This window comes from Citrobacter sp. wls708 (assembly GCF_005281255.1).
In the GTDB taxonomy this organism is placed as follows: domain Bacteria; phylum Pseudomonadota; class Gammaproteobacteria; order Enterobacterales; family Enterobacteriaceae; genus Citrobacter; species Citrobacter werkmanii.
The window spans coordinates 535,973-556,769 of the sequence record NZ_SZXE01000016.1; the positions used below are offsets into that span (position 1 = coordinate 535,973).

Here is a 20,797-nt window from a genome sequence, read left to right on the forward strand (position 1 = left end):
AGCATAGCGACAATTCGCTATCATGCCCGCTGGATTTAACGACAAGGCCGTGGAAATTATCATGCTGTGGTTCAAAAATTTAATGGTTTACCGTCTTAGCCGCGATGTTTCTTTGCGTGCCGAAGAGATGGAAAAACAGCTGGCATCAATGACGTTCACCCCTTGCGGTAGCCAGGATATGGCAAAAATGGGCTGGGTTCCGCCGATGGGATCGCACAGCGATGCATTAACGCATACCGCCAATGGCCAAATTATTATCTGCGCCCGCAAAGAAGAAAAAATTCTGCCGTCGCCGGTTATCAAACAGGCGCTGGAAGCCAAAATATTCAAACTGGAAGCTGAGCAAGGTCGCAAGCTTAAGAAGACCGAAAAAGACTCGCTGAAAGATGAAGTTCTGCACTCATTGCTGCCGCGCGCCTTTAGCCGCTTCAGCCAAACGATGATGTGGATCGACACCGTTAACGATCTGATCATGGTTGATTGTGCGAGCGCGAAGAAAGCGGAAGATACGCTGGCGCTGCTGCGTAAGAGCCTCGGCTCGCTGCCGGTCGTTCCGCTGACGATGGAAAACCCTATTGAGCTGACGCTAACCGAATGGGTTCGCTCCGGCACAACGGCGCAGGGCTTCCAGTTGCTGGATGAAGCAGAACTGAAAGCGATCCTTGAAGACGGCGGCGTGATTCGCGCGAAAAAACAGGATCTGGTCTGCGACGAAATCGCCGTACATATCGAAGCGGGCAAACTGGTCACCAAGCTGGCGCTCGACTGGCAGCAGCGCATTCAGTTCGTTATGTGTGACGACGGCTCGATTAAGCGTCTGAAGTTTAGCGACGAGTTGCGCGATCAGAACGAAGATATTGACCGCGAGGACTACGCTCAGCGTTTTGATGCCGATTTCATCCTGATGACGGGCGAACTGGCGGCGCTGATTAAAAGTCTGGTAGAAGGATTAGGCGGCGAAGCGCAACGTTAAGACGTGTTTATCGAATGGCGGCTCAATGTCGCCATTCGTCATTTTTACGCTTACAGGTAGCGGCAAAGATAGGATGTTGGCTCTGCCACCTGCAGATGAAACTCGCTGCTGCCTGGTACGTTAAACACGTCCCCTGCGGCATAGACTTTCCACTCAGTTTCCCCCGGCAGCAGCACGTTCAGTGCGCCGCTGACGACCGTCATCTCTTCAGGCGCCGCAGTACCAAAGGTGTATTCGCCTTCAGCCATCACGCCAACACTGGCACGGCCAGTACTGCTGCTGGTAAAACCGATGGATTTTACTTTGCCGGAAAAGTATTCATTACTTTGAAGCATACAACTGGCCCTATCTTGTGATTAAGTTAACAACCAATATAGGGGGCTGGCGTTCCACCTGTCACGCAAAATTACGCAAGCAATTCCGAAGCCAGCCGGGCGATCAGCACATTGGACAGCAGAACCGGGACATCCAGCGATTTTTGCAGTAAATCGCGATGACGTTGATTAAAACCCAGACAATCCAGCATAATCACATCCGCGCCTTGCTCAAGCAATTCTTTACCGGCATCAATCAGTTGTTGTTCGGAACCGTGAATCGGATTCGCCACGGCATACACTGGCGGCGTTTGCAACACCTGCCATTTTTGCGTCTGGGCTTTAAGCAATTCCGTGACGGGGACAAGAACCCCGACCTGATGCCCTTCCACAATCGAGGCGACCAGTGGAGGAATTATACGTAAAGGTTCCAGTAACATACTCTTGCGGGCGGTCAGGCGGGCAATTGAGGCCGTACTCATCAGCAGGATCACGTCAAAGCCCTGATTATCGAGTACTTCTACGATACCTTGGAGTGATCGTTCCACTTTCTGGCGCGAAACATGGGCAAGCTGATGGTCGCTGAGCAGCGTTAAAAGCGGCTCGTCACCGGGAGAGACGCCGTACTCGGCCATCACATCCTCTCGCCGCATCTGCCCCAGCAGACTGTGGTGAGTGATGTGCTGCTCATCAATATATTCCGTCAGGAGCGGTAACACCTCACGCATCGGCACCACGCCAATCGTGAGGATAGCCAACGACGTACCCATTTTTTGCTCCACCGTCTTCTTACTTTGCTGTGAATTCCCGAATAATTGCCGGGCGCTGACCTGCGCTACAAACGCTCAAAAGCGTAGCAGCAGATCGGCGGTCTATTTTGTAAAGATTCCAAATCATTCCAGTACTGTATTGTTATTGTTTAATTTTCAATTTTTACTGTATACGGCGATATTTAAAAAAATGTGATGTACGCCCGTCCTGGCACTTTTCAGACTCGTGCCAGGACGGTGCTTAATATCAGTCTTTATCGGGATCTTCGTAGCGTTTTTTAGCATCCATGGCTTCCTGAGCGGAAGGATGCTCACTGATCAGCGAATTCGGTTCCGGGTGATCGGCGCGAAGTTGATACCAGGTTACCGTCTGGCCTGGCGTCCCCTTTTCAACGGTAACAATGGTTGCTTGACGCGGATAAGGTGGTTTTGTCGGCATAGCTCTTCCTTTTGTCTGAATGAGCTTTAAGTATAGACACCACCCTGTAAGCGTGGCGCTGCCTGCGACAGTATCCCAAGAATGTCGTCCACCACCTGCGAAGGCGGATTGGTCGCATCAACAATATAATGCGCCGCTGCACGGTACAGAACATCACGCTGGGCAAGCACTTCCTCTACTTCTTCAGTCAGCGGCTTGCCGGTTAAGGTTGGGCGCAACCCCTCTTCAGGCGTAGCCTCCAGACGATCAACCAGTACCGATACCGGCGCGCTTAAATAGATAACCACACCGTGGCTACGCATATAATGACGATTAAATTCGGTCAGAATGATGCCGCCACCGGTCGCAACAACCGTTGTCGGAGCCGTGACGGCCTGCAGAGCGGTCGTTTCCTGGGCACGAAACCCTTCCCATCCTTCTCTTTCGACGATTTCCGCCACGGTCATCTGCACGTGCGACTGCAACCAGCGATCGGTATCAACGAACTGGTAATCGACAGCCTTCGCCAGCGCCATACCGATTGTCGTTTTACCACACCCCCGGGGGCCCACAAGAAAAAGAGGTTGCGTCATCACAGAATTTCCCCAGAGAACCGCCGACGAGCGGGATCTGATGCAATTAAAGATATAATCATATCATCAAACTAGTACACCACCAAATCGTAAAGAAAAAATTACACAAACAGTGATGGTGTCAATTAAACCCTACTATAACAAGAATTCACATGGATGAAAGTGTAAAAAATAAATTACAGGTACTATTTTCTGCGCTGAACTTCCAGCCACCACTTATCCAGCTCAGCCGCAAAATGCTGTCGGTCACGGGGAGAAAGGCTATCCGGTCCCCCGGTCTGGATGCCGCTGGCGCGTAGCGTATCCATAAAATCACGCATCATCAGACGTTCGCGGATCGTCGCTTCGGTATAACGTTCGCCGCGTGGATTAAGCGCTGCCGCCCCTTTTTCAATGGCTTCAGCAGCCAGCGGAATATCCGCCGTGATCACTAAATCACCGGCGCTACATTGTCGTACAATCTCGTTATCAGCAACGTCAAACCCGGCGGGAACGCGTAATGTACGGATAAAACGCGAAGACGGGACGCGCAAATTCTGGTTCGCTACCAGAATAAGCGGCATCTGCATGCGCTCAGAGGCGCGGTATAAAATTTCTTTAATCACGTTCGGACACGCGTCGGCATCCACCCATATTGTCATAATCTCTCCCCAATCGTGTGTAATCGCGCATTGTCTCGTGCTTTTACTTGCAGGCAAAGTGCTGTTTCTCCTTCTGCACATATTCATTCCGCGCTAAGCTTAGCTTTCCCAGATTTACCCTAAATAATTCGGGTTGCAGGCAGGCGGCAAGAGAGTGAGTCCCGATGAGCTTACTCTGGTAAGTGATTCGGGTGAGCGAACGCAGCCAACGCACATGCAACTTGAAGTATGACGGGTATAAAACAATGAATATCATCCATAGGGAGTGACAAGATGGACAAAAAAATTGGTTTTATCGGCTGCGGTAATATGGGCAAAGCAATTCTTGGCGGCATGATCGCCAGCGGCCAGGTTCTCCCGGGACAAATCTGGGTCTATACCCCTTCCCCCGAAAAAGTCGCTGCGTTGCACGACCAGTATGGCATTAATGCAGCGCAGTCTGCGCAAGAAGTCGCGCAAATCGCCGACATTGTTTTTGGGGCCGTAAAACCAGGCATCATGATTAAGGTACTGAGTGAAATCACCTCCAGCCTGAACAAAGACTCTCTGGTTGTCTCTATTGCTGCTGGTGTTACCCTCGATCAGCTCGCCCGTGCGCTGGGTCATGATCGCAAAATCATTCGCGCAATGCCTAATACCCCGTCACTGGTTAATGCCGGAATGACCTCCGTCACGCCGAACGCCTTAGTAACGCCGGAAGATACGGCCGACGTACTGAATATCTTCCGCTGCTTTGGCGAAGCCGAAGTGATTGCAGAATCGATGATTCACCCGGTTGTCGGCGTCAGCGGTTCTGCACCGGCCTATGTCTTTATGTTTATCGAAGCGATGGCGGACGCCGCCGTGCAAGGCGGTATGCCCCGTGCGCAGGCATATAAATTCGCAGCGCAAGCGGTAATGGGCTCGGCAAAAATGGTGTTGGAAACGGGTAAACATCCTGGGGAACTGAAGGATATGGTGTGCTCGCCAGGCGGCACCACTATCGAAGCGGTACGCGTCCTGGAAGAACGCGGTTTTCGTTCATCAGTGATTGAAGCGATGGTTAAATGCATGGAACAGTCAGAAAAACTCAGCCGATCCTGAGTTAATATTACCGGACGTCAGGCCGCCGCTTCGGTGCGGTTACGTCCGGAATTCTTTGCTTTATAAAGCGCCATATCCGCCGATTTTAACCATTCCCGATAATGCTCAGTTTCAGAAGTCAGCGGCGCTACGCCAACGCTAATACGTAAGGCGACCTGCGGAGCGCAGGATAAACGCAACTGACTAAGTCGTTCATGCACGCGCGACATGGCCGCAATTGCGCTGGTTGCGGGCGTACCGCACATAATCACCGCAAATTCATCACCACCAAAACGGCCAATCACATCGCTACCGCGTAAAGTCATCTGCAACTGGCGGGTCAGCGCGACAATAGCCTGATCACCGACGTCATGACCCCAGGTATCATTGATGCTCTTGAAATGGTCGATATCAATAATAAGCAACGTGGCATCACGCTGATAGCGGCGGCAATTATCAAATTCATTACGTAGCAATAACTCCCAATGACGTCGGTTATAAACGCCGGTCATCCCATCTCGCGTACTCATCACCTGTAAGCGGCGTTTATGTTCCGCCAGCTTGATGATCGTCTGATAGCTGACCCAGGCAAACAGCAGCGGGTACATCACCAGTACCGGCAGTGATAACATCACACTCAGTTGACTGCTGCTAACAGCGACGGGAATATCGGTTAACTGTAACGTCACCAGGCATGACACCGCCATCAACACGACGCCCGCGAGGAATACTCGCATTCCCCCTGCGCCCATCAGATTGATGCAAGTAATCATGAGCAGCGCCGTGGACGGCAACAGGTTTGCCCCCATAATGCCCAGCCACATACCGGCGAGGATGGCATCGGCTTTTAAATTGGTAAATTCACTATGCAGAGGATCGTCTGCTTTACTTGCCAACTGCCAGGCCAGATGTGGCCAGACAAATGCCCATCCCACCAGTAACAGCCACCAGCCTCCAGTAATAGGCTGGGAAACTAATACCGACGCGATAGGGAAAAACATCCCCCCCAATCCCACCGCTCGCGGCAGCCTGATCCGTCGGGCAAATCGCAGGCCGGAACGTTGGTGGTCGTTTTGATGAAGTGATATAAACGCTTCATCCGCGACGACCTTCTTTTGGAAAAAGTTTTCATCATTCATCGTATTTGGGAACATTCTGAAACAAATTTCCCAAATTATAGGTAGGGGTCTGCTGGCGGGAGTATGAAATTTCGGGTGAGCGTTTTTACCTGCTCACCCGTAAGTGCTACGCAGCTTTTTTCAGGCAAGCGCTCATAAACTTGTTACGATCGTCGCCTTTCAGTGACTGCTCCGTCGCCTTGACGTTGCATTCACGCATCTTCTGCTGCTGTGGGGTTAAACTCTTTTCCTCAGGCGCAGATTTGCTGTTTTTCAGGCAATCACTCATATACGTCTTGCGCGCATCCCCTTTTAAGGCCTGCGCCGTTGCCTGCTGATTGCAGGTGGTCATACGCTGTTGTTGCGGGGTTAACGTCTTCTCGGCAGCACCGACGGTAGTTAAAAAAATCAATCCAAAGAGCAGCGTCATTAATAATGTAATTTTCATAGCACCATCCTTTTCTGAACGACGACACACAGCTAAGTTTGGCTGCTAACGATAAAAATACCACCCGGTGGCAAAACTATTGTCACCGGGTGTCGGATTATTTCAGTCCTAACGCCGCTTTCATGGTGTAAAACAGATCAGTTTGATCGGTCAGACCGACCACATTCGCCGCATGCGGGCCATAAGCGGCGATGCGCAGTTGGCTACCGGTGTGCTCCTGAGATTCCTCTTCAGAATTGCCGTAGCTGATGACCATCACCGCGCCATCTTTGGTGTTCAGTGCCTGAGTCAGACCAGGCGCTTTAGTATCAGGCGCGACAATCTGGCTGGCATGCGCGTGGTCAGCGGTTACCACCACCAGGGTGTTGCCGTCTTGCTTCGCAAAGGCAAGCGCGCGCTGTACCGCTTCGTCCAGATCAACCGTTTCACCAATCTGTCCGCACGGGTTGGCGGCGTGATCCTGTTTATCGATGGATGCCCCTTCAACTTGCAGGAAGAAACCTTTCTCATTTTTGCTTAACAGTTCAATCGCTTTATCCGTCATCTGCGCCAGCGTCGGTACGGTGTCATCACGCTTTGGATTTGGCGTACAGGTCACCGCTGGTTTATCCAGATTCCCATGATAGGACGCTTTCGGACCTTCCCAGCGTACCGGCATGTTGCCGTCGGAGAACAAGCCCAGCAACGGCTTATCCTGGTTAGCTTCGGTAATCGCAGCCAGCGTCGCGGCATCACTTACCATCTGATAACCGCGCGCCAGGGCTTGTTCACGCAACGTTTTACCCTGCCACTCCCCTGCCGCAGCGGTTTCGGCAAACGTTTTTGCCCCACCGCCCAACGTGACGTCAGCCCGGGCATTCAGCAATTGTTCTGTAATTGACCCTTTGCCGCCTTTTTCCAGGGCATTGGTTGGGCATTTTTCACGGGTCACGTCAGGGCCATAGCACTTACGTGAAGTCACATGAGCAACCAGTGCCGCTGGGGTTGCATCCTGCAATTCAGCGGTAGAAACGTTGCCCGTCGCCAGACCTGCCGCTTTTGCCATTTCCAAAATTGTTGCGTGATCTTTTTCATGTATATCAACGCCCAGCGCGCCATTGTAAGTTTTAACCCCGGTGGTCCACGCCGTCGCTGAGGCCGCTGAGTCCGTCACATAATCCGGCTTGCCCGTTTTCTTATCTAACGCATAGTGCGTGTATTGTCCGGTCAACGGTAAGGCATCAATACCTTTAAAAAAACCGCCCGCGCCTTCGGCATAATTTCGCGCTGCCGTTATTTCTGAATCGCCCATCCCATCGCCAATAAGTAAAATGATATTTTTGGCAGGTTTATCGTTCAGAGATTCGCGTAAAGCCGCCGTTTGATCGGCTGACAATCGGCGGGCGCCGCCTGGCGTGGTGATATCACCCTGAGCGGCACGATTATCCATAACCGCTACGGTAGATGTTTCTGCATTAATAATCGGGGTAAACAGCAAAGGTAACAGGGCAATAGCGAGTGCGCTTTGTTTCACTTTATTTTCTCCATGTATAAATACGGTAAAATTAAAACAAAGCGACTATAAGTATTTGATGTGACACTTTTATGATAATTTGTGGGGACGTCCCACAGATTAATCAAAACGTTTTGACACGCTTTCGCCAGCGTTATGCAGGGTCGTCATAAACGCTGGCACGGGGTTGACACCTGCCAGAGCCCCTTCAATTTGACGCAGCAATATTTGCCGATCGCTCCACGCCATATTGCGCAGCATTTCGGTGATTACCTGCTCTAACATTTCAACCTGCGCGGCCAGGTTTTGTGACTCTTCTTCTTTTTGGGCGAGCTTAAGCAACAACTCAGTGACGAGATTTTTCATTTGCGTATTCCCTTAACAAAATATAAGCCACGTTAACATTAAGGCTCATAACTGCCTAGGTGATAAAAGTTTTATTTTTAGAAGAAATTAAACTATTTGCGAAAACAATCACATCACAAAATAAGGGAGAGACGAGACGTACAGCAGAATCATTCAATATCAAAAGGTAAGATTATGAATAATCACATAGGGATATAATGCAGAATTATCGATAAACAACGCCGACTGGCAGCGTTGTTTATCAGGAAGTCAGCGCGCGTGACGCCGACGTCGCAACGCGATGGTCAACTGCCAGATGTTAATCAGTACAATACTCGCCGTAGCAATAAACACCCAGCGGAATCCCGCCATGGCTGATACTGTTGCTCCCATCAATGGCCCGGCGACATTGCCCAGGTACATAAATGACTGGTTATAACCAAAAATACGCCCGGTTATCTGGTCGCTGGAGTATTTCACCAGCAGCGTCTGTACCGCTGGCAACATCGCGCCGTCGGCAAAGCCGAGCAGAAAACGTAATACCCCCAACTGCAATGGCGTGGTGACCCACGACATGGCGAAAAACAGCACGACAGCGAACATCAACGTCGCCATTAAAATCCGCTCAGTACCAATACGGTCGCCTAATTTGCCAAGCCGGGGCGCGGAAATCAGGGCCGAGATGCCAGGTACTGAGGCGATCAGCCCGCTGAGAAAGGCAATATTCGAACTGTCTGGCACCATTGATTTGATAAACAGCGCCAGAATTGGCCCGATAGAGCCGTTACACAGCTGAATCACCATCGTCGTAAAAAACAGACTGATCACCAGCGCCGGATAAGGCAGCGAGGCAAAGACGGCCTTCCCGCTCAGGCGTTCGCTTTTTTTGGTCGTCGGGCGCACACCCTCTTTGATCAAAAACAGCGTGACAAGGAAACTGACCACCAACAAAGCCGCAGTAATACAGAACACCGCCCGTAAGCCAATATGGTCGGCAATAAAACCGCCCATTAACGGACCGCCAATAACGCCGCTGATTTGCGCTGTAGAAAGCGTGCTCAATGCCCATCCGCTGCGTTCACGCGGAACCTGTGATGCTACCAGCGCCATTGCGTTCGGAATATAGCCTGAGGTTAACCCCATCACCCCGCGCAGCAGAAAAAGCTGCCAGACGTTAGTGGCAAATGCCTGCAGTAAAATCGCAATCGCCATCCCCAGCGAAGCTCGTAACAACATCAGCTTGCGCCCTTTACGGTCGGCTAAACTGCCCCACATTGGTGAAACAATGGCTGAAATAAGGAAGGTGACGCTGAACGTTAACCCAGACCACATAGAGAGCGCTTCGTGCGAGGTGACACCCAATTGGGAGATATAGAGCGGTAAAAAAGGCAGGATTTGGCTAATCGCCAGTCCGGTAAAAAAGCATCCGAACCAGACGGAAATAAGGTTTACTCTCCAGGATTCCATAAGGACTCATAACGATAAGTAGCTGAAAACTGCGAGCAGCTTAACAAATTACTTAGCCAAATAAGGATCCACAGGTGCGATATATCACAGTTTAGAATTTTATCTTCCCGCTCATCATATTTGTGATACGCCTCACATCAAACCCATAATACAAGCAGGGAATTATGCTTGATGCGGGATCAACGCGTTTGCGCGTATCTATTCCCCTGTTGCCCAGACAAACAATCTGCCAGAAGCCGAGGAAACCTGCGTTTTGTCGTGGTAATGTATGTGCTTTGCATTCATGGAATGGGTTTTTAAGATGGCAAAGTTGCGGGTAGGAATCGTATTTGGTGGTAAATCAGCGGAACATGAAGTGTCATTGCAATCGGCAAAAAATATTGTCGATGCCATCGACAAGACTCGCTTTGACGTTGTGCTGTTAGGTATTGATAAACAAGGGCAATGGCACGTTAGCGATGCCAGTAACTATCTGCTCAATTCAGACGATCCGGCGCACATTGCGCTGCGTCCTTCCGCGACCAGCCTGGCTCAGGTTCCGGGTAAACAAGAGCACCAGTTGATCGATGCGCAAAACGGTCAGCCGCTGCCGACGGTCGATGTTATTTTCCCGATCGTCCACGGTACGCTGGGTGAAGATGGCTCTTTGCAGGGTATGCTGCGCGTAGCGAATCTGCCGTTCGTCGGTTCTGATGTCCTGGGTTCCGCAGCCTGTATGGATAAAGACGTAACCAAACGTCTGCTGCGCGATGCCGGATTAAATATCGCGCCATTTATTACACTCACTCGCGCGAACCGCAACAATATTAGCTTTGCTGAGGTGCAATCCCGCCTGGGTCTGCCGTTGTTCGTGAAACCCGCCAACCAGGGATCGTCCGTTGGCGTTAGCAAAGTGACCAGTGAAGCGCAATACAACCAGGCTGTCGCGCTGGCATTTGAGTTCGATCATAAAGTCGTGGTAGAGCAAGGGATCAAAGGCCGTGAGATCGAATGCGCGGTACTGGGCAACGATCATCCGCAGGCCAGCACCTGTGGTGAGATCGTGCTGAACAGTGATTTTTACGCTTACGACACCAAATACATTGACGATAATGGCGCCAAAGTAGTTGTTCCGGCAGCGATCGCGCCAGAGATTAACGACAAGATCCGCCAGATCGCCATTCAGGCGTACCAAACACTGGGATGTGCCGGCATGGCGCGTGTAGATGTATTCTTAACCGCAGACAACGACGTTGTGATCAATGAGATCAACACCCTGCCGGGCTTCACCAACATCAGTATGTATCCAAAACTGTGGCAGGCGAGCGGCTTAGGCTATACCGATTTAATCACGCGTCTGATCGAACTGGCGCTGGAGCGCCACGCTGCGGATAGCGCGCTGAAAACCAGTATGTAAACCCGCCAGGATGCCTGATAACTATTGGGCATCCTTCGCTTCATCATCTTCATTTTCCACGCGGCGACGGATAATTAAACCGGCCAGCCAAAAGCTGATTATCCAGGTAACCAGCCCCACCGCATAGGTTTGCCATCCCTGCGCTTCAAAGCCTAATAACCCGACCACGCCATTCAGAATAAAGATAAGCCCAATAGCGAAGGCATAGTAGTGCCAGTCTCGGCGGATTTTTACAGGCAGGTTCATAACGGCTCCGGTGGATATACAACAGGGGAAAGCATCCTCGCACATTTCCCCATGGGCGTCTGTGGCATAGGCGTAATTTCTGAAATGTAACTCAATTTAACTTAAGGTTAAATAATTGTGACACACCACAAAAAACCGAAATCCAGGAATAATCTCCACCTGAAATTACCAACATTCTGATATTGACATTCCTAATCACCTGTCAGACTCACACTCAGTTACAGGCATTACGCCAAAAAAAGCAGGTTATTTCCGGAGGTCTTTATGGCTGATTTTACGCTCTCAAAATCCCTGTTTAAGGGCAAGCATCGGGATACCTCCTCCCTGCCCGGCAACATTGCGTATGCCATATTTGTGCTGTTTTGCTTTTGGGCAGGCGCGCAGATTTTAAATTTGCTGGCCCACGCACCCGGTATCTATGAGCAGTTGATGCAGTTGCAAATGCAAGAGACAGGACGCCCGCGCGTTGAAATTGGTTTAGGCGTCGGTACCCTGTTTGGGCTGATCCCTTTCCTGGTCGGTAGCCTGATTCTTGGCGCCGTCGCGACAATTATCCGCTGGCGCCGCCGTCATCATAACGATGACTGAGCCATACACTTCGCCCGACGATCGTCCACGCGTTTAGCAAACCACGCGGTCGTCAGATTACGCGTGATCTTCGGGCTTTCCAACTGAATGCCAGGCAGCATTTCACGAGGTAGCGATTTACCACTCTTCGCTTCAGCCAGCTTATAGACCTTCTCGTACAGCGCAGTCTCTTCAAAGGCCAGGCTATCGCCCTTTTGCAGTTGCCGGTGGATCTCACTCTCGCTCATCCCCAGCTTCCCGGCCAGCTTGCGTACCGCCAGCTCCGTTTTCCCCGGCTCGCTGCTGCCGTAGAGAATCAAATCTCCGTCCAGCGCCAGCTTCACTCCGCTGGCTTTACTGACTGCATTCTGGAAAGCCGCATTGCGGCTGGCGTACCAGCCGGCATTAAAATCTGCAAAGCGGAAGATGGGCGCACTGTAATTCGCCGGATAATTGAGCAGATGATAAGTGCCAAACCACAGTCCGCCGCGTCGGCTGAACACTTCCTGACGGACCGTCCCTGCCATTTTCCATGGATAGCCGCTGGCGTGCTGCTCGGCAAACGCAATGCTGACCTGCATCGGTCCGCCGGTATGCACCGGATTCAGTGAACCAAACAGCGTCTGCCCCATCGGTACCATATTGATGAAATCATCAAAGATGGCGCTAAGCTGTTTTTCCGTCTTTACCGTATCCAGACGCTCACTGTAGCTTTTCCCCGTTGGCGAGTTAATCTTCAGCGCAGTGTGTACCACAAACAGCGGAATATGCATGCGCTCGGCGCGACGGTCGATCTCTTTCCAGGCGATTTTACTTAAGCCAGGAACCGCCGGGTCAGCCTGGTAGTTTGACTCCTGTTGCGCGACCGCCAGCACCGAACAGATGTTTTCAACCGTTGGCGCCAGCTTCTGACTTTCAAACGTCTTCGCCAGATCCTGCGCCCACGCATCCCGGTCTTTCACGCTGGCGGGCATTTTCTGGCGCACCACGCTCGCCACATCGACGGCTTTCTCCCCTTTTTTTAACGGCTGCGCGGGTTGGCTACTACATCCCACCAGCACCAATGCTGCCAGTCCGGACCAGGGGTAAAGACGGGAAACCGTCGACATAACATCTCCTTTTGTTAGCTAAGCGTATGGGTAACTTCCTGAATATCCTGGCCATCAAGCTCACGTTCAAAGCTGCGCAGACGCTTATAGATAGACATCAGTTCAACTAAGGTTGTCCAGGAGTTAATCAGATACTGGAACGAGCCGCGCACCTGGCCAAACACGTTGGTAATTTGCGTCATCAAACCGAGCGTAATCGTACCGGCAACAATTGACGGAAACAGCAAGAACAAACCGAAAACGTTATCAACCTGCAGGTATAGAATACGGGCGATATTAAAATACATGTAGTGAAAATAGAGACGGAAATAGTTTTGCCGCACCGCATGGAACAGTTCACGCACCGTCGGCGGCGTTGCACGACTGGCATCATCTTCACCGTATACCAGTTCTTTACGGTAAGCCGCTTCCACACGCTGGTTTTTAAACTCCAGACCCGGAAGCTTGATCCCGACTACCGCCAGTAAGCCGGTGCCCATCAGCGACCAGACAATCGCAGCAATCACCAGCCCATAAGGAACATGTCCAATAATCGGCAGATCGGGAACATGCGCCGACAGCGTAACCAGTACCGGCAAGAAGGCAATCAGCGTCATAATGGCGTTGATAAAGCTGACGCCCATATTTTCCAGCGTGGAGGCAAAACGCATGGTGTCTTCCTGCACACGCTGTGCTGCGCCTTCGATATGACGCAGATGCTGCCAGTGCGCCATATAGTGTTCGTTCATCGCGGTACGCCAGCGGAACACATAGTGACTGACGAAGAAATTGTTCATCACGCCAATGACCACGGCAATCAGCGCAATGCCGAGAAAGATCCCCACTTCATTATAGAACTGCTCAATTTTCACCTTATGCGGTGCGCTGAGCGCGGTTTGAATGAGATCGTAGAATGGCGCATACCAGGCGTTGACGGCGACGCCGACCTCAACCAGAAACCAGGTCACAAAAATTATCAGCGAGGTACCGAGAATGGACCAATACTGCCAGCGGTGCGGGCTGTAGAGAAACCAGAACAGCGCGAACACCCCAACGCAAAGAATGTAGTAAGCATAAAAAATCAGGTAATCCAGCGACCAGAAACGCGCCGCGCTAATCGGTACATCCCCCGACGCGCCGGTAATGCGCGCCACCCAGGCTCCCCCACCTGCTTGCCAGAATACAACAGCGACCAGTGCCCAAATAAATGCCGAAATAAAGAACGGTCCCGGCTTTGGGAAAAAAGACTTAAACATAGTGCTCTCCTGCTAACTTCTTATCGTTATGACGACTGCTGTGCGTTTGCCACCGGGAAATGCGGCGGCGAGACGGCTTACGCCAAAAAACACAAGCTGAAACCGACAATTGTGACCAAAACCGTGGCACATAGTTCGCCCCACGGCGATGAAGAATTGTTTCTGTGGTTTTCACACTCGACAACGTTCCAGCATGTGCAGATTATCACAGCGTGAGATCACAAAAGCGAACATCCACAATCCGGGAAACACTCACGTTTACTCATCGTTACGTTTTTCACACTATTATTGGCTGATAAGCGCTTTGCAATACGCCGTTGAGTAGTATAAATACGCATACGCACGACATCCTTTTTCACTTTTTCTAACTCATGGACACCACCGTTGAAACGTAGTCTGCTTTTTTCTGCCGCGCTGTGTGCGGCGTCATTGACATCTGTCCAGGCGGCACAGCCTATAACCGATCCGGTCTTCGCCTCAGATATCGTCGATCGTTATGCCGACCATATATTTTACGGCAGTGGTGCTACGGGGATGGCGCTCGTGGTGATTGATGGTAATCAACGCGTATTTCGTAGCTTCGGCGAAACGCGCCCCGGCAATAATGTTCATCCACAACTGGATTCCGTAATTCGCATTGCCTCTATCACTAAATTAATGACCAGCGAAGTGCTGGTGAAATTACTCGATCAGGGCACGGTTAAACTCAACGATCCCTTGAGTAAATATGCACCACCTGGCGCACGCGTGCCGACTTATCAGGGAACGCCAATCACGTTGGTGAATCTGGCGACGCATACCAGCGCGCTGCCGCGCGAACAGCCTGGCGGCGCAGCACATCGCCCGGTGTTTGTCTGGCCAACCCGCGAACAACGCTGGAGCTATCTCTCAACCGCCACGCTTAAAGCCGCGCCAGGATCGCAGGCTTCTTATTCAAATCTGGCATTCGACCTGCTGGCCGACGCGCTGGGAACTGCTGCCGGTAAGCCTTATCCGCAGGTGTTTGAAGAAAAAATCACCCGACCGCTGGGAATGAAAGACACCACCTTTACCCCATCCCCGGATCAGTGCAGACGTCTGATGGTCGCGGAAAAAGGCGCCAGCCCTTGTAACAATACCCTGGCGGCAATGGGTAGCGGCGGCGTCTATTCAACGCCCGGCGATATGATGCGCTGGATGCAACAGTATCTCTCTTCTGATTTTTATCATCGCAGCCAGCAAGCCGACCGTATGCAGACGCTGATTTATCAGCGTACGCAGTTAACCAAAGTGATAGGGATGGACGTTCCGGGCAAAGCCGATGCGCTTGGTTTGGGCTGGGTGTATATGGCACCGAAGAATGGCCGCCCAGGAATTATTCAAAAAACCGGTGGTGGCGGTGGTTTTATTACCTATATGGCAATGATCCCGCAGAAAAACGTTGGGGCATTTGTCGTGGTGACCCGTTCTCCGCTGACGCGTTTTACCAATATGAGTGATGGTATTAACGATCTGGTCACAGAGTTGAGCGGAAACAAACCGCAGGTTATTCCCGCATCCTGATTCAATACTCAAAAGGCAAACGTTTAATGCTCACCAGTTTGCCTTTATTCATTTCAATGTAACCACCCTTACGCAATGCCGCGAGGACCTCAGCGACAACTGAGCGTGAAATTCGTGTGCGTTGGTGAATATAGTTCATAACGCCGATACGCGAACGCAGGCCTTCGTCCCATTTCGTCATGGATATCAACGTCGCGCGGATCTGATCGTAGGAGTTATTACCAATCAGCTGCAGATCGCGCATTTCAAGCATGCGGTTCTGCCAGGCCAACCAGCAGAATGCTTCGCGCCAAAGCTGGCATTGTTCAATTATATTAATCGTTTGTAAGGCAGGAAGATGATATCCCGTACAATAATTTTCGGTTATTAATCTGTATTGTACATCGGTTTTCATCACACCATCTGAAAGCCCCATAATAAAGGGTGCCTGCGCAATGCCGACGAGTACATTCTCCCCGCGTCTCAGGGAAACTACACCACTTAAAATAATAACGGTATCATCGTTATTTACCTCACTGGAATATATAGTTTCTTTATCGTTATCACATTCAAAGTGCTTGCCATATTTCGATAAACATTTATCAAGCTTACTAAATTCAGGAAGAGGTTTATTCGTAGATAACATTGCTCGTTCCTTGCAATAAATGCCCGTCAAATCCGTGACGGGCATTTTCCAGATTAAATTATTTTTTCTCTATGATAGATTTCTTACCAGGTATATTTAACACCAACATTGGCAGACCAGTCTTGATCGACATCGCCACCACCGAGATAATTAGCATCGGTGTACGCGCTGAAGTTTTTGGTAAAGCTGAACTGCGTACCCAGTCCGACACGTACCGCAGAACCTTCTACGCCATTGTCGATAGAGTCGCCGTTTATGTCAGAATCGTTGTTCGAGTCATCGTAAACATAGGCCAGTTTGAAGAACGGGGTCAGCGCCTGGTCATCGCTGTACGCGAAGGTATAACCTGTATCAACCCCCAGTTCATAGCGCATGCTGTCATAAGACTGACCGTCAACTTTCATGTCGTTGCTCAGCTTATAGTCATCACCAGACTGGAACAGGCCGGATACACTACCATAAGGCGTTACGTAGCCAGCGTCACCCAGCGTCAGGTCATAACCCAGTTTCAAGCCAAAGCCCCAGGCATCAGAAGAAGTACTACCATCAACGTACTGACCGTTGCTCATGCTGGCAGACAAATCGTTGTTGAAGTGAGAGTAGCTTAAGTTACCGTCAACAAAGAGGTTGTTGGCAAAACGAGCAGAAGAGTAGATATAGGCAGTCTGGCTGTCCTGATCCACTTGACCGGTACGGTCGCTCATATCTCCTTTGGCAAAGCCTGCCGCGGCACCGACAATCCACCTCGCGTTGTTACCATCAATTTTGGAATCAACACCGACCATGATGCCGTTAACATCCTGATCGTAGTTAATGGTGCCGTTATCCGCGTCGAAGCTACCACCGAAGTAGCTGACCCATGCGCCACCATTATCGACCAGACCATGACGTGCGTTACTCAGACGAGTACCCACGGTATCTTGTTCCAGGTTCCAGATATTGGTGTTGGCAGAGGGGATGCTCAGCGCCATGTTAGCGTAGTCCGTCAGCTCCATCTGCTGCAGAACAACGGTGTTCCCCTGCTGCTGTGCCTGATAGGTGTAAGCGCCCAGGTCAGCTTTATTGGCTGCAGAGAAGGTGGCGTTGGTGTTTACGTCATCAACGTAAATCAGCTCTTTGCCTTTATAATCAGCAACAGAACCTGCACCCGTTGCGTTATCAATGCGAACTTTGTAGTTACCGGTTGCAGCGATAACGTTATCACTGGTGCTGCTGGCATCAGCTTCGTCGCCGCTATTGATATCACCATTCCCGTTGACGGTCAGGTGACCATCAGAATTCATCGCGATGATACCGTAACCATAATTAGCCTGAGTGGTGTCCCAGGTACGATCGTTGACGAGATCTGAATTCAGTACGTAGTTGTTGCTGTTAATATTGAATACACCGGCGTACACGTTGCCGTTGTTATCAGCCACATTTCCGCTGGTCAGTTCCAGCGTACCGGCGGTAAACAGACTGGAAGTGCCATTATTGCTGGTTTCGACATTCAGCATACCGCCGTTGGTTGCGGTAATGGTGTTGGCATACAAAGCAGCCCCTGACCATGCAGAGCTGACGTCATCAGACAGCGTCACGGTACTGTTAGTGTCAATCGTCAGGTGATCGGTATCAACCGCGCCGTCTTCGCCGATATTCATCGTAGAAGCACCGTTCAGGGTAATGGAATCAGACGTTACGCTGGAACCGTCGGCAACATTAACCTGAGAACCGCTGTTGATAGCCAGGGTATCAATCAGAGACGTTTTCGTGGTATTCCATACAGATCCATTATTCAGTGCGATATCAAATATACCGCTCTGGAAGGAGTTTGCACTGTTAACACGGTTCCAGTTATCAGAACTTGTCGCATTTGGATCTAAGCTGTTAGCTGCAATATCATAGAACTGTGAAGGGGTCACGGTGTCATAGTCAATGTTGGCTGCCCCCGTCCAACTGCTATTATTCAGCGTCAGAGTCAGGTGATCGACGTTTTGATCGTCATCATCCCAACCGCCGTGGGTATAATCTGAAGTAGAACCATCAACCAGATGGCCAGCGGAATCAAAATTGCTGTTCCAGGTACTCGTAAACATAACATCGCCTAACAACTGAGAATTGTTCAGCGTGACGGTGTTTACCATACGATTAGCAGAAGCGCTGTTATCTGTGAACGATAGTGCAACATCATCCTGGGTTGAGGAATTACTGTAATCACTCGGCTCTGCAGAGTTACCAAAGTGCCCCGTTGATTCATCAGCAGTATAAGAACCCGACGTGACGGTTGAGTCATTTACCGTAATGGTGTTATCCCACTGAGTTGCGCCAGTGGTATACGCCGCATTGGTGGTATCACCCTGTTCCAGGCTAATACCTGCAACATGTGAATTATTACTAATATTGATAGCGCTTTCGACATCCAGCGTTACCGCCGTTCCCAGTCCAGCTACAGAATATGTTTCGTAGACTGACTTCGATGTTGTGCCATCCAGATAGGTATCGGTGTAATAAAATGCTTCATAGTCATCATCAATCGTCGAGTTATTGATATTTAATGTGAAGATATCACCGTCAACCCAGTCATGCGCAATCGCATCATTAAAGCCAGATACCTGCTTAGAGGTAATCATACCGTGAATCGTGGAATTGGTTACATTCACGGTATTTGCCGTATCGTCTGCATAATCGCGGTTCAGATAATACGTCGAAACAACACCATTCACCGTATCGCCAGAGAATGAGGTGTCGAAATAGCTGCTATCGGTTGCTGCGTTGTTATAAACATAACCACTGTAGGTCATGTAGTCAGCATCTGACGTGTTATATGTGGTCGCATCGTCGTGAAAACCAAAGGTATCGTAAGTGGTAGCATTTGCCTGAGAAGTGATTGCCAAAGTGCAGGCTAATGCTAATTGTGAGACTACGAGTTTCTTTTTCCAGGTGTGCATTTGTCATCCCTCCTCAGGGACGTAATATTGTTGATCCATCAATTATCAATGCAAAGAAAACATTTTATGTTTCGCAGGAAGGATTATGCGGCGTCATGGATGAAAGGTTCAATTATTCTTTGCCTTTAGTCCGAAAGCAGACCATAAATAAGACAATTAAGAAAATTCCATAAGAAGAATTAAAACACTTTTAAATTCAGAGCATTAAAATAATAAAAACCTCCAACACATACACTTACCCTATCATTTAAAAAGAAATAAAAAACGCAAGCAATAAATAATACCCCCCCCTCGCAACTTAATTAAACATTAAACAAAGCTGAACCAGGATTAAAACCAATCGATATCTAAAATAATTAACATCGCAAAAATATAAATAGTATATATGTAAAAGAGGTTATTAAGAGTGGAACCTCACTCGCATAACGCCAACTTTCGTAAACCACCCGCCCTCAGGTTCAGGTATACTGCGACCTTCGATTCCACAAACATCAGGCATACCATGACAGACCTAATCCATCGCCCTCGCCGCCTGCGCAAATCTCCTGCGCTACGCGCTATGTTTGAAGAGACAACACTCAGCTTAAATGACCTGGTGTTGCCGATCTTTGTTGAAGAAGAACTCGACGATTACAAAGCCATCGACGCCATGCCGGGCGTGATGCGCATTCCAGAGAAACACCTGGCGCGCGAAATTGAACGCATTGCCAATGCAGGTATCCGTTCGGTCATGACCTTCGGCATTTCCCACCACACCGACGACACCGGCAGTGATGCCTGGAAAGAAGATGGTCTGGTGGCGCGCATGTCGCGTATCTGTAAGCAGACCGTACCGGAAATGATCGTCATGTCCGACACCTGCTTCTGTGAGTACACCTCGCATGGTCACTGCGGCGTGTTGTGCGATCACGGCGTCGATAATGATTTAACCCTTGCCAACCTCGGCAAACAGGCAGTCGTTGCTGCCGCTGCGGGTGCAGATTTCATCGCCCCTTCCGCCGCAATGGACGGTCAGGTGCAGGCTATTCGCCAGGCGCTGGATGCTGCGGGCTTCACCGATACCGCGATCATGTCCTACTCCACTAAGTTTGCCTCTTCTTTCTATGGCCCGTTCCGTGAAGCGGCAGGTACAGCGCTGAAGGGAGATCGTAAAACCTATCAGATGAACCCGATGAACCGCCGCGAGGCGATTCGCGAATCACTGCTGGATGAAGCCCAGGGTGCAGACTGCCTGATGGTGAAACCGGCCGGCGCGTACCTCGATATTCTGCGCGATATCCGCGAACGCACCGAATTGCCAATTGGCGCTTATCAGGTCAGCGGTGAATACGCGATGATCAAGTTCGCGGCGATGGCGGGTGCTATCGATGAAGAGAAAGTGGTGCTGGAAAGCTTAGGTTCGATCAAACGCGCGGGCGCGGATCTGATCTTCAGCTACTTTGCGCTGGATCTGGCTGAGAAAAAAATCCTGCGTTAATTGACCTTGTGCCGGATGGCGGCTTCGCCTTA

The 20,797-nt window shown here is 50.4% G+C and carries 21 protein-coding genes; 6 read left to right on the top strand and 15 right to left on the bottom strand.

Annotation, left to right across the window (positions count from 1 at the left end):
• The first annotated feature begins 61 nt into the window (after window positions 1-61).
• Window positions 62-973, top strand: a complete 912-nt coding sequence (gene rdgC, locus FDW97_RS12275) for a recombination-associated protein RdgC (RefSeq protein WP_003021479.1) — start codon at window positions 62-64, stop codon at window positions 971-973.
• 50 nt (window positions 974-1,023) lie between these two features.
• On the opposite strand, the gene ppnP is transcribed toward rdgC, so the two are convergent.
• The 5 genes from ppnP to FDW97_RS12300 all read right to left on the bottom strand — a co-directional run bounded on the left by ppnP (window position 1,024) and on the right by FDW97_RS12300 (window position 3,709).
• Window positions 1,024-1,308, bottom strand: coding sequence for a pyrimidine/purine nucleoside phosphorylase (gene ppnP / locus FDW97_RS12280; RefSeq protein ID WP_038638136.1), 285 nt, complete (start codon window positions 1,306-1,308; stop codon window positions 1,024-1,026).
• A gap of 71 nt (window positions 1,309-1,379) precedes the next feature.
• Window positions 1,380-2,057: an AroM family protein gene (locus tag FDW97_RS12285; RefSeq protein ID WP_038638130.1), complete on the bottom strand. Its 678-nt coding sequence runs from the start codon at window positions 2,055-2,057 to the stop codon at window positions 1,380-1,382.
• A 247-nt stretch (window positions 2,058-2,304) separates the two neighbouring features.
• Complete coding sequence (gene yaiA, locus FDW97_RS12290) at window positions 2,305-2,496, bottom strand: protein YaiA (protein WP_038638127.1); 192 nt, start codon at window positions 2,494-2,496, stop codon at window positions 2,305-2,307.
• A 26-nt stretch (window positions 2,497-2,522) separates the two neighbouring features.
• On the bottom strand, window positions 2,523-3,068 hold the full coding sequence (gene aroL, locus FDW97_RS12295) for a shikimate kinase AroL (RefSeq protein ID WP_085047654.1): 546 nt from the start codon (window positions 3,066-3,068) through the stop codon (window positions 2,523-2,525).
• A 185-nt stretch (window positions 3,069-3,253) separates the two neighbouring features.
• A complete protein-coding gene (locus FDW97_RS12300; RefSeq protein ID WP_038638120.1) occupies window positions 3,254-3,709 on the bottom strand; it encodes a YaiI/YqxD family protein in 456 nt (151 codons plus the stop codon).
• A gap of 273 nt (window positions 3,710-3,982) precedes the next feature.
• On the opposite strand from FDW97_RS12300, the gene proC reads away from it, so the two are divergent.
• Window positions 3,983-4,792 (top strand): pyrroline-5-carboxylate reductase, encoded by an 810-nt coding sequence (gene proC, locus FDW97_RS12305; RefSeq protein WP_137351098.1) that lies wholly within the window; start codon window positions 3,983-3,985, stop codon window positions 4,790-4,792.
• 17 nt (window positions 4,793-4,809) lie between these two features.
• Here proC and adrA read toward each other — a convergent pair whose 3' ends face one another.
• From adrA to FDW97_RS12330, 5 genes are all read right to left on the bottom strand, one after another.
• A complete protein-coding gene (adrA, locus tag FDW97_RS12310) occupies window positions 4,810-5,925 on the bottom strand; it encodes a diguanylate cyclase AdrA (RefSeq protein ID WP_087857028.1) in 1,116 nt (371 codons plus the stop codon).
• A 91-nt stretch (window positions 5,926-6,016) separates the two neighbouring features.
• On the bottom strand, window positions 6,017-6,337 hold the full coding sequence (gene psiF / locus FDW97_RS12315; protein WP_085047657.1) for a phosphate starvation-inducible protein PsiF: 321 nt from the start codon (window positions 6,335-6,337) through the stop codon (window positions 6,017-6,019).
• A 97-nt stretch (window positions 6,338-6,434) separates the two neighbouring features.
• Entirely contained in the window at window positions 6,435-7,850 is a 1,416-nt protein-coding gene (gene phoA / locus FDW97_RS12320; RefSeq protein WP_038638110.1) for an alkaline phosphatase, read from the bottom strand.
• A 99-nt stretch (window positions 7,851-7,949) separates the two neighbouring features.
• Window positions 7,950-8,195 carry a sigma-S stabilization anti-adapter protein IraP gene (locus FDW97_RS12325; RefSeq protein WP_038638107.1) on the bottom strand — a complete coding sequence of 82 codons (246 nt, stop codon included), beginning with the start codon at window positions 8,193-8,195 and terminating at the stop codon, window positions 7,950-7,952.
• Window positions 8,196-8,444: 249 nt separating this feature from the next.
• Window positions 8,445-9,641 carry a multidrug efflux MFS transporter gene (locus FDW97_RS12330; RefSeq protein WP_038638105.1) on the bottom strand — a complete coding sequence of 399 codons (1,197 nt, stop codon included), beginning with the start codon at window positions 9,639-9,641 and terminating at the stop codon, window positions 8,445-8,447.
• Window positions 9,642-9,942: 301 nt separating this feature from the next.
• On the opposite strand from FDW97_RS12330, the gene ddlA reads away from it, so the two are divergent.
• The gene (ddlA, locus tag FDW97_RS12335; RefSeq protein ID WP_038643049.1) at window positions 9,943-11,037 is read left to right on the top strand and encodes a D-alanine--D-alanine ligase; all 1,095 of its coding nucleotides are present in this window, start codon (window positions 9,943-9,945) and stop codon (window positions 11,035-11,037) included.
• 21 nt (window positions 11,038-11,058) lie between these two features.
• On the opposite strand, the gene FDW97_RS12340 is transcribed toward ddlA, so the two are convergent.
• A complete protein-coding gene (locus FDW97_RS12340) occupies window positions 11,059-11,283 on the bottom strand; it encodes a DUF2754 domain-containing protein (protein WP_038638102.1) in 225 nt (74 codons plus the stop codon).
• Window positions 11,284-11,547: 264 nt separating this feature from the next.
• Here FDW97_RS12340 and FDW97_RS12345 point away from each other — a divergent pair, with 264 nt between their 5' ends.
• The gene (locus FDW97_RS12345) at window positions 11,548-11,871 is read left to right on the top strand and encodes a YaiY family protein (protein ID WP_069323931.1); all 324 of its coding nucleotides are present in this window, start codon (window positions 11,548-11,550) and stop codon (window positions 11,869-11,871) included.
• Here FDW97_RS12345 and FDW97_RS12350 read toward each other — a convergent pair.
• Window positions 11,856-12,959, bottom strand: a complete 1,104-nt coding sequence (locus FDW97_RS12350) for a DUF1615 domain-containing protein (RefSeq protein WP_069323930.1) — start codon at window positions 12,957-12,959, stop codon at window positions 11,856-11,858. The genes FDW97_RS12345 and FDW97_RS12350 overlap by 16 nt on opposite strands.
• A 14-nt stretch (window positions 12,960-12,973) precedes the next feature.
• Window positions 12,974-14,194, bottom strand: coding sequence for a peptide antibiotic transporter SbmA (sbmA, locus tag FDW97_RS12355; protein ID WP_038638093.1), 1,221 nt, complete (start codon window positions 14,192-14,194; stop codon window positions 12,974-12,976).
• A 384-nt stretch (window positions 14,195-14,578) separates the two neighbouring features.
• Between sbmA and ampH the strand changes: the two genes are divergently transcribed.
• Window positions 14,579-15,736: a D-alanyl-D-alanine-carboxypeptidase/endopeptidase AmpH gene (gene ampH, locus FDW97_RS12360; RefSeq protein WP_038638090.1), complete on the top strand. Its 1,158-nt coding sequence runs from the start codon at window positions 14,579-14,581 to the stop codon at window positions 15,734-15,736.
• Window position 15,737: 1 nt separating this feature from the next.
• Here the strand turns inward: ampH and iprA are convergent, their stop codons facing one another.
• Window positions 15,738-16,361 (bottom strand): hydrogen peroxide resistance inhibitor IprA, encoded by a 624-nt coding sequence (gene iprA / locus FDW97_RS12365; RefSeq protein WP_137351099.1) that lies wholly within the window; start codon window positions 16,359-16,361, stop codon window positions 15,738-15,740.
• Window positions 16,362-16,444: 83 nt separating this feature from the next.
• Entirely contained in the window at window positions 16,445-19,288 is a 2,844-nt protein-coding gene (locus FDW97_RS12370) for an autotransporter outer membrane beta-barrel domain-containing protein (protein ID WP_137351100.1), read from the bottom strand.
• A gap of 502 nt (window positions 19,289-19,790) precedes the next feature.
• Here FDW97_RS12370 and hemB point away from each other — a divergent pair.
• Window positions 19,791-20,765 (top strand): porphobilinogen synthase, encoded by a 975-nt coding sequence (gene hemB / locus FDW97_RS12375; protein WP_085047660.1) that lies wholly within the window; start codon window positions 19,791-19,793, stop codon window positions 20,763-20,765.
• Window positions 20,766-20,797 lie beyond the last annotated feature (32 nt).

Bases quoted from the DNA above. Each gene is read 5' to 3' on its own strand.
- FDW97_RS12285 (WP_038638130.1), bottom strand. From the start codon at position 2,057: ATGGGTACGTCGTTGGCTATCCTCACGATTGGCGTGGTGCCGATGCGT.
- proC (WP_137351098.1), top strand. From the start codon at position 3,983: ATGGACAAAAAAATTGGTTTTATCGGCTGCGGTAATATGGGCAAAGCA.
- aroL (WP_085047654.1), bottom strand. From the start codon at position 3,068: ATGACGCAACCTCTTTTTCTTGTGGGCCCCCGGGGGTGTGGTAAAACG.
- FDW97_RS12345 (WP_069323931.1), top strand. From the start codon at position 11,548: ATGGCTGATTTTACGCTCTCAAAATCCCTGTTTAAGGGCAAGCATCGG.
- FDW97_RS12325 (WP_038638107.1), bottom strand. From the start codon at position 8,195: ATGAAAAATCTCGTCACTGAGTTGTTGCTTAAGCTCGCCCAAAAAGAA.
- ddlA (WP_038643049.1), top strand. From the start codon at position 9,943: ATGGCAAAGTTGCGGGTAGGAATCGTATTTGGTGGTAAATCAGCGGAA.
- hemB (WP_085047660.1), top strand. From the start codon at position 19,791: ATGACAGACCTAATCCATCGCCCTCGCCGCCTGCGCAAATCTCCTGCG.
- yaiA (WP_038638127.1), bottom strand. From the start codon at position 2,496: ATGCCGACAAAACCACCTTATCCGCGTCAAGCAACCATTGTTACCGTT.
- FDW97_RS12340 (WP_038638102.1), bottom strand. From the start codon at position 11,283: ATGAACCTGCCTGTAAAAATCCGCCGAGACTGGCACTACTATGCCTTC.
- ppnP (WP_038638136.1), bottom strand. From the start codon at position 1,308: ATGCTTCAAAGTAATGAATACTTTTCCGGCAAAGTAAAATCCATCGGT.
- FDW97_RS12370 (WP_137351100.1), bottom strand. From the start codon at position 19,288: ATGCACACCTGGAAAAAGAAACTCGTAGTCTCACAATTAGCATTAGCC.
- FDW97_RS12300 (WP_038638120.1), bottom strand. From the start codon at position 3,709: ATGACAATATGGGTGGATGCCGACGCGTGTCCGAACGTGATTAAAGAA.
- FDW97_RS12350 (WP_069323930.1), bottom strand. From the start codon at position 12,959: ATGTCGACGGTTTCCCGTCTTTACCCCTGGTCCGGACTGGCAGCATTG.
- rdgC (WP_003021479.1), top strand. From the start codon at position 62: ATGCTGTGGTTCAAAAATTTAATGGTTTACCGTCTTAGCCGCGATGTT.
- adrA (WP_087857028.1), bottom strand. From the start codon at position 5,925: ATGTTCCCAAATACGATGAATGATGAAAACTTTTTCCAAAAGAAGGTC.
- sbmA (WP_038638093.1), bottom strand. From the start codon at position 14,194: ATGTTTAAGTCTTTTTTCCCAAAGCCGGGACCGTTCTTTATTTCGGCA.
- psiF (WP_085047657.1), bottom strand. From the start codon at position 6,337: ATGAAAATTACATTATTAATGACGCTGCTCTTTGGATTGATTTTTTTA.
- iprA (WP_137351099.1), bottom strand. From the start codon at position 16,361: ATGTTATCTACGAATAAACCTCTTCCTGAATTTAGTAAGCTTGATAAA.
- FDW97_RS12330 (WP_038638105.1), bottom strand. From the start codon at position 9,641: ATGGAATCCTGGAGAGTAAACCTTATTTCCGTCTGGTTCGGATGCTTT.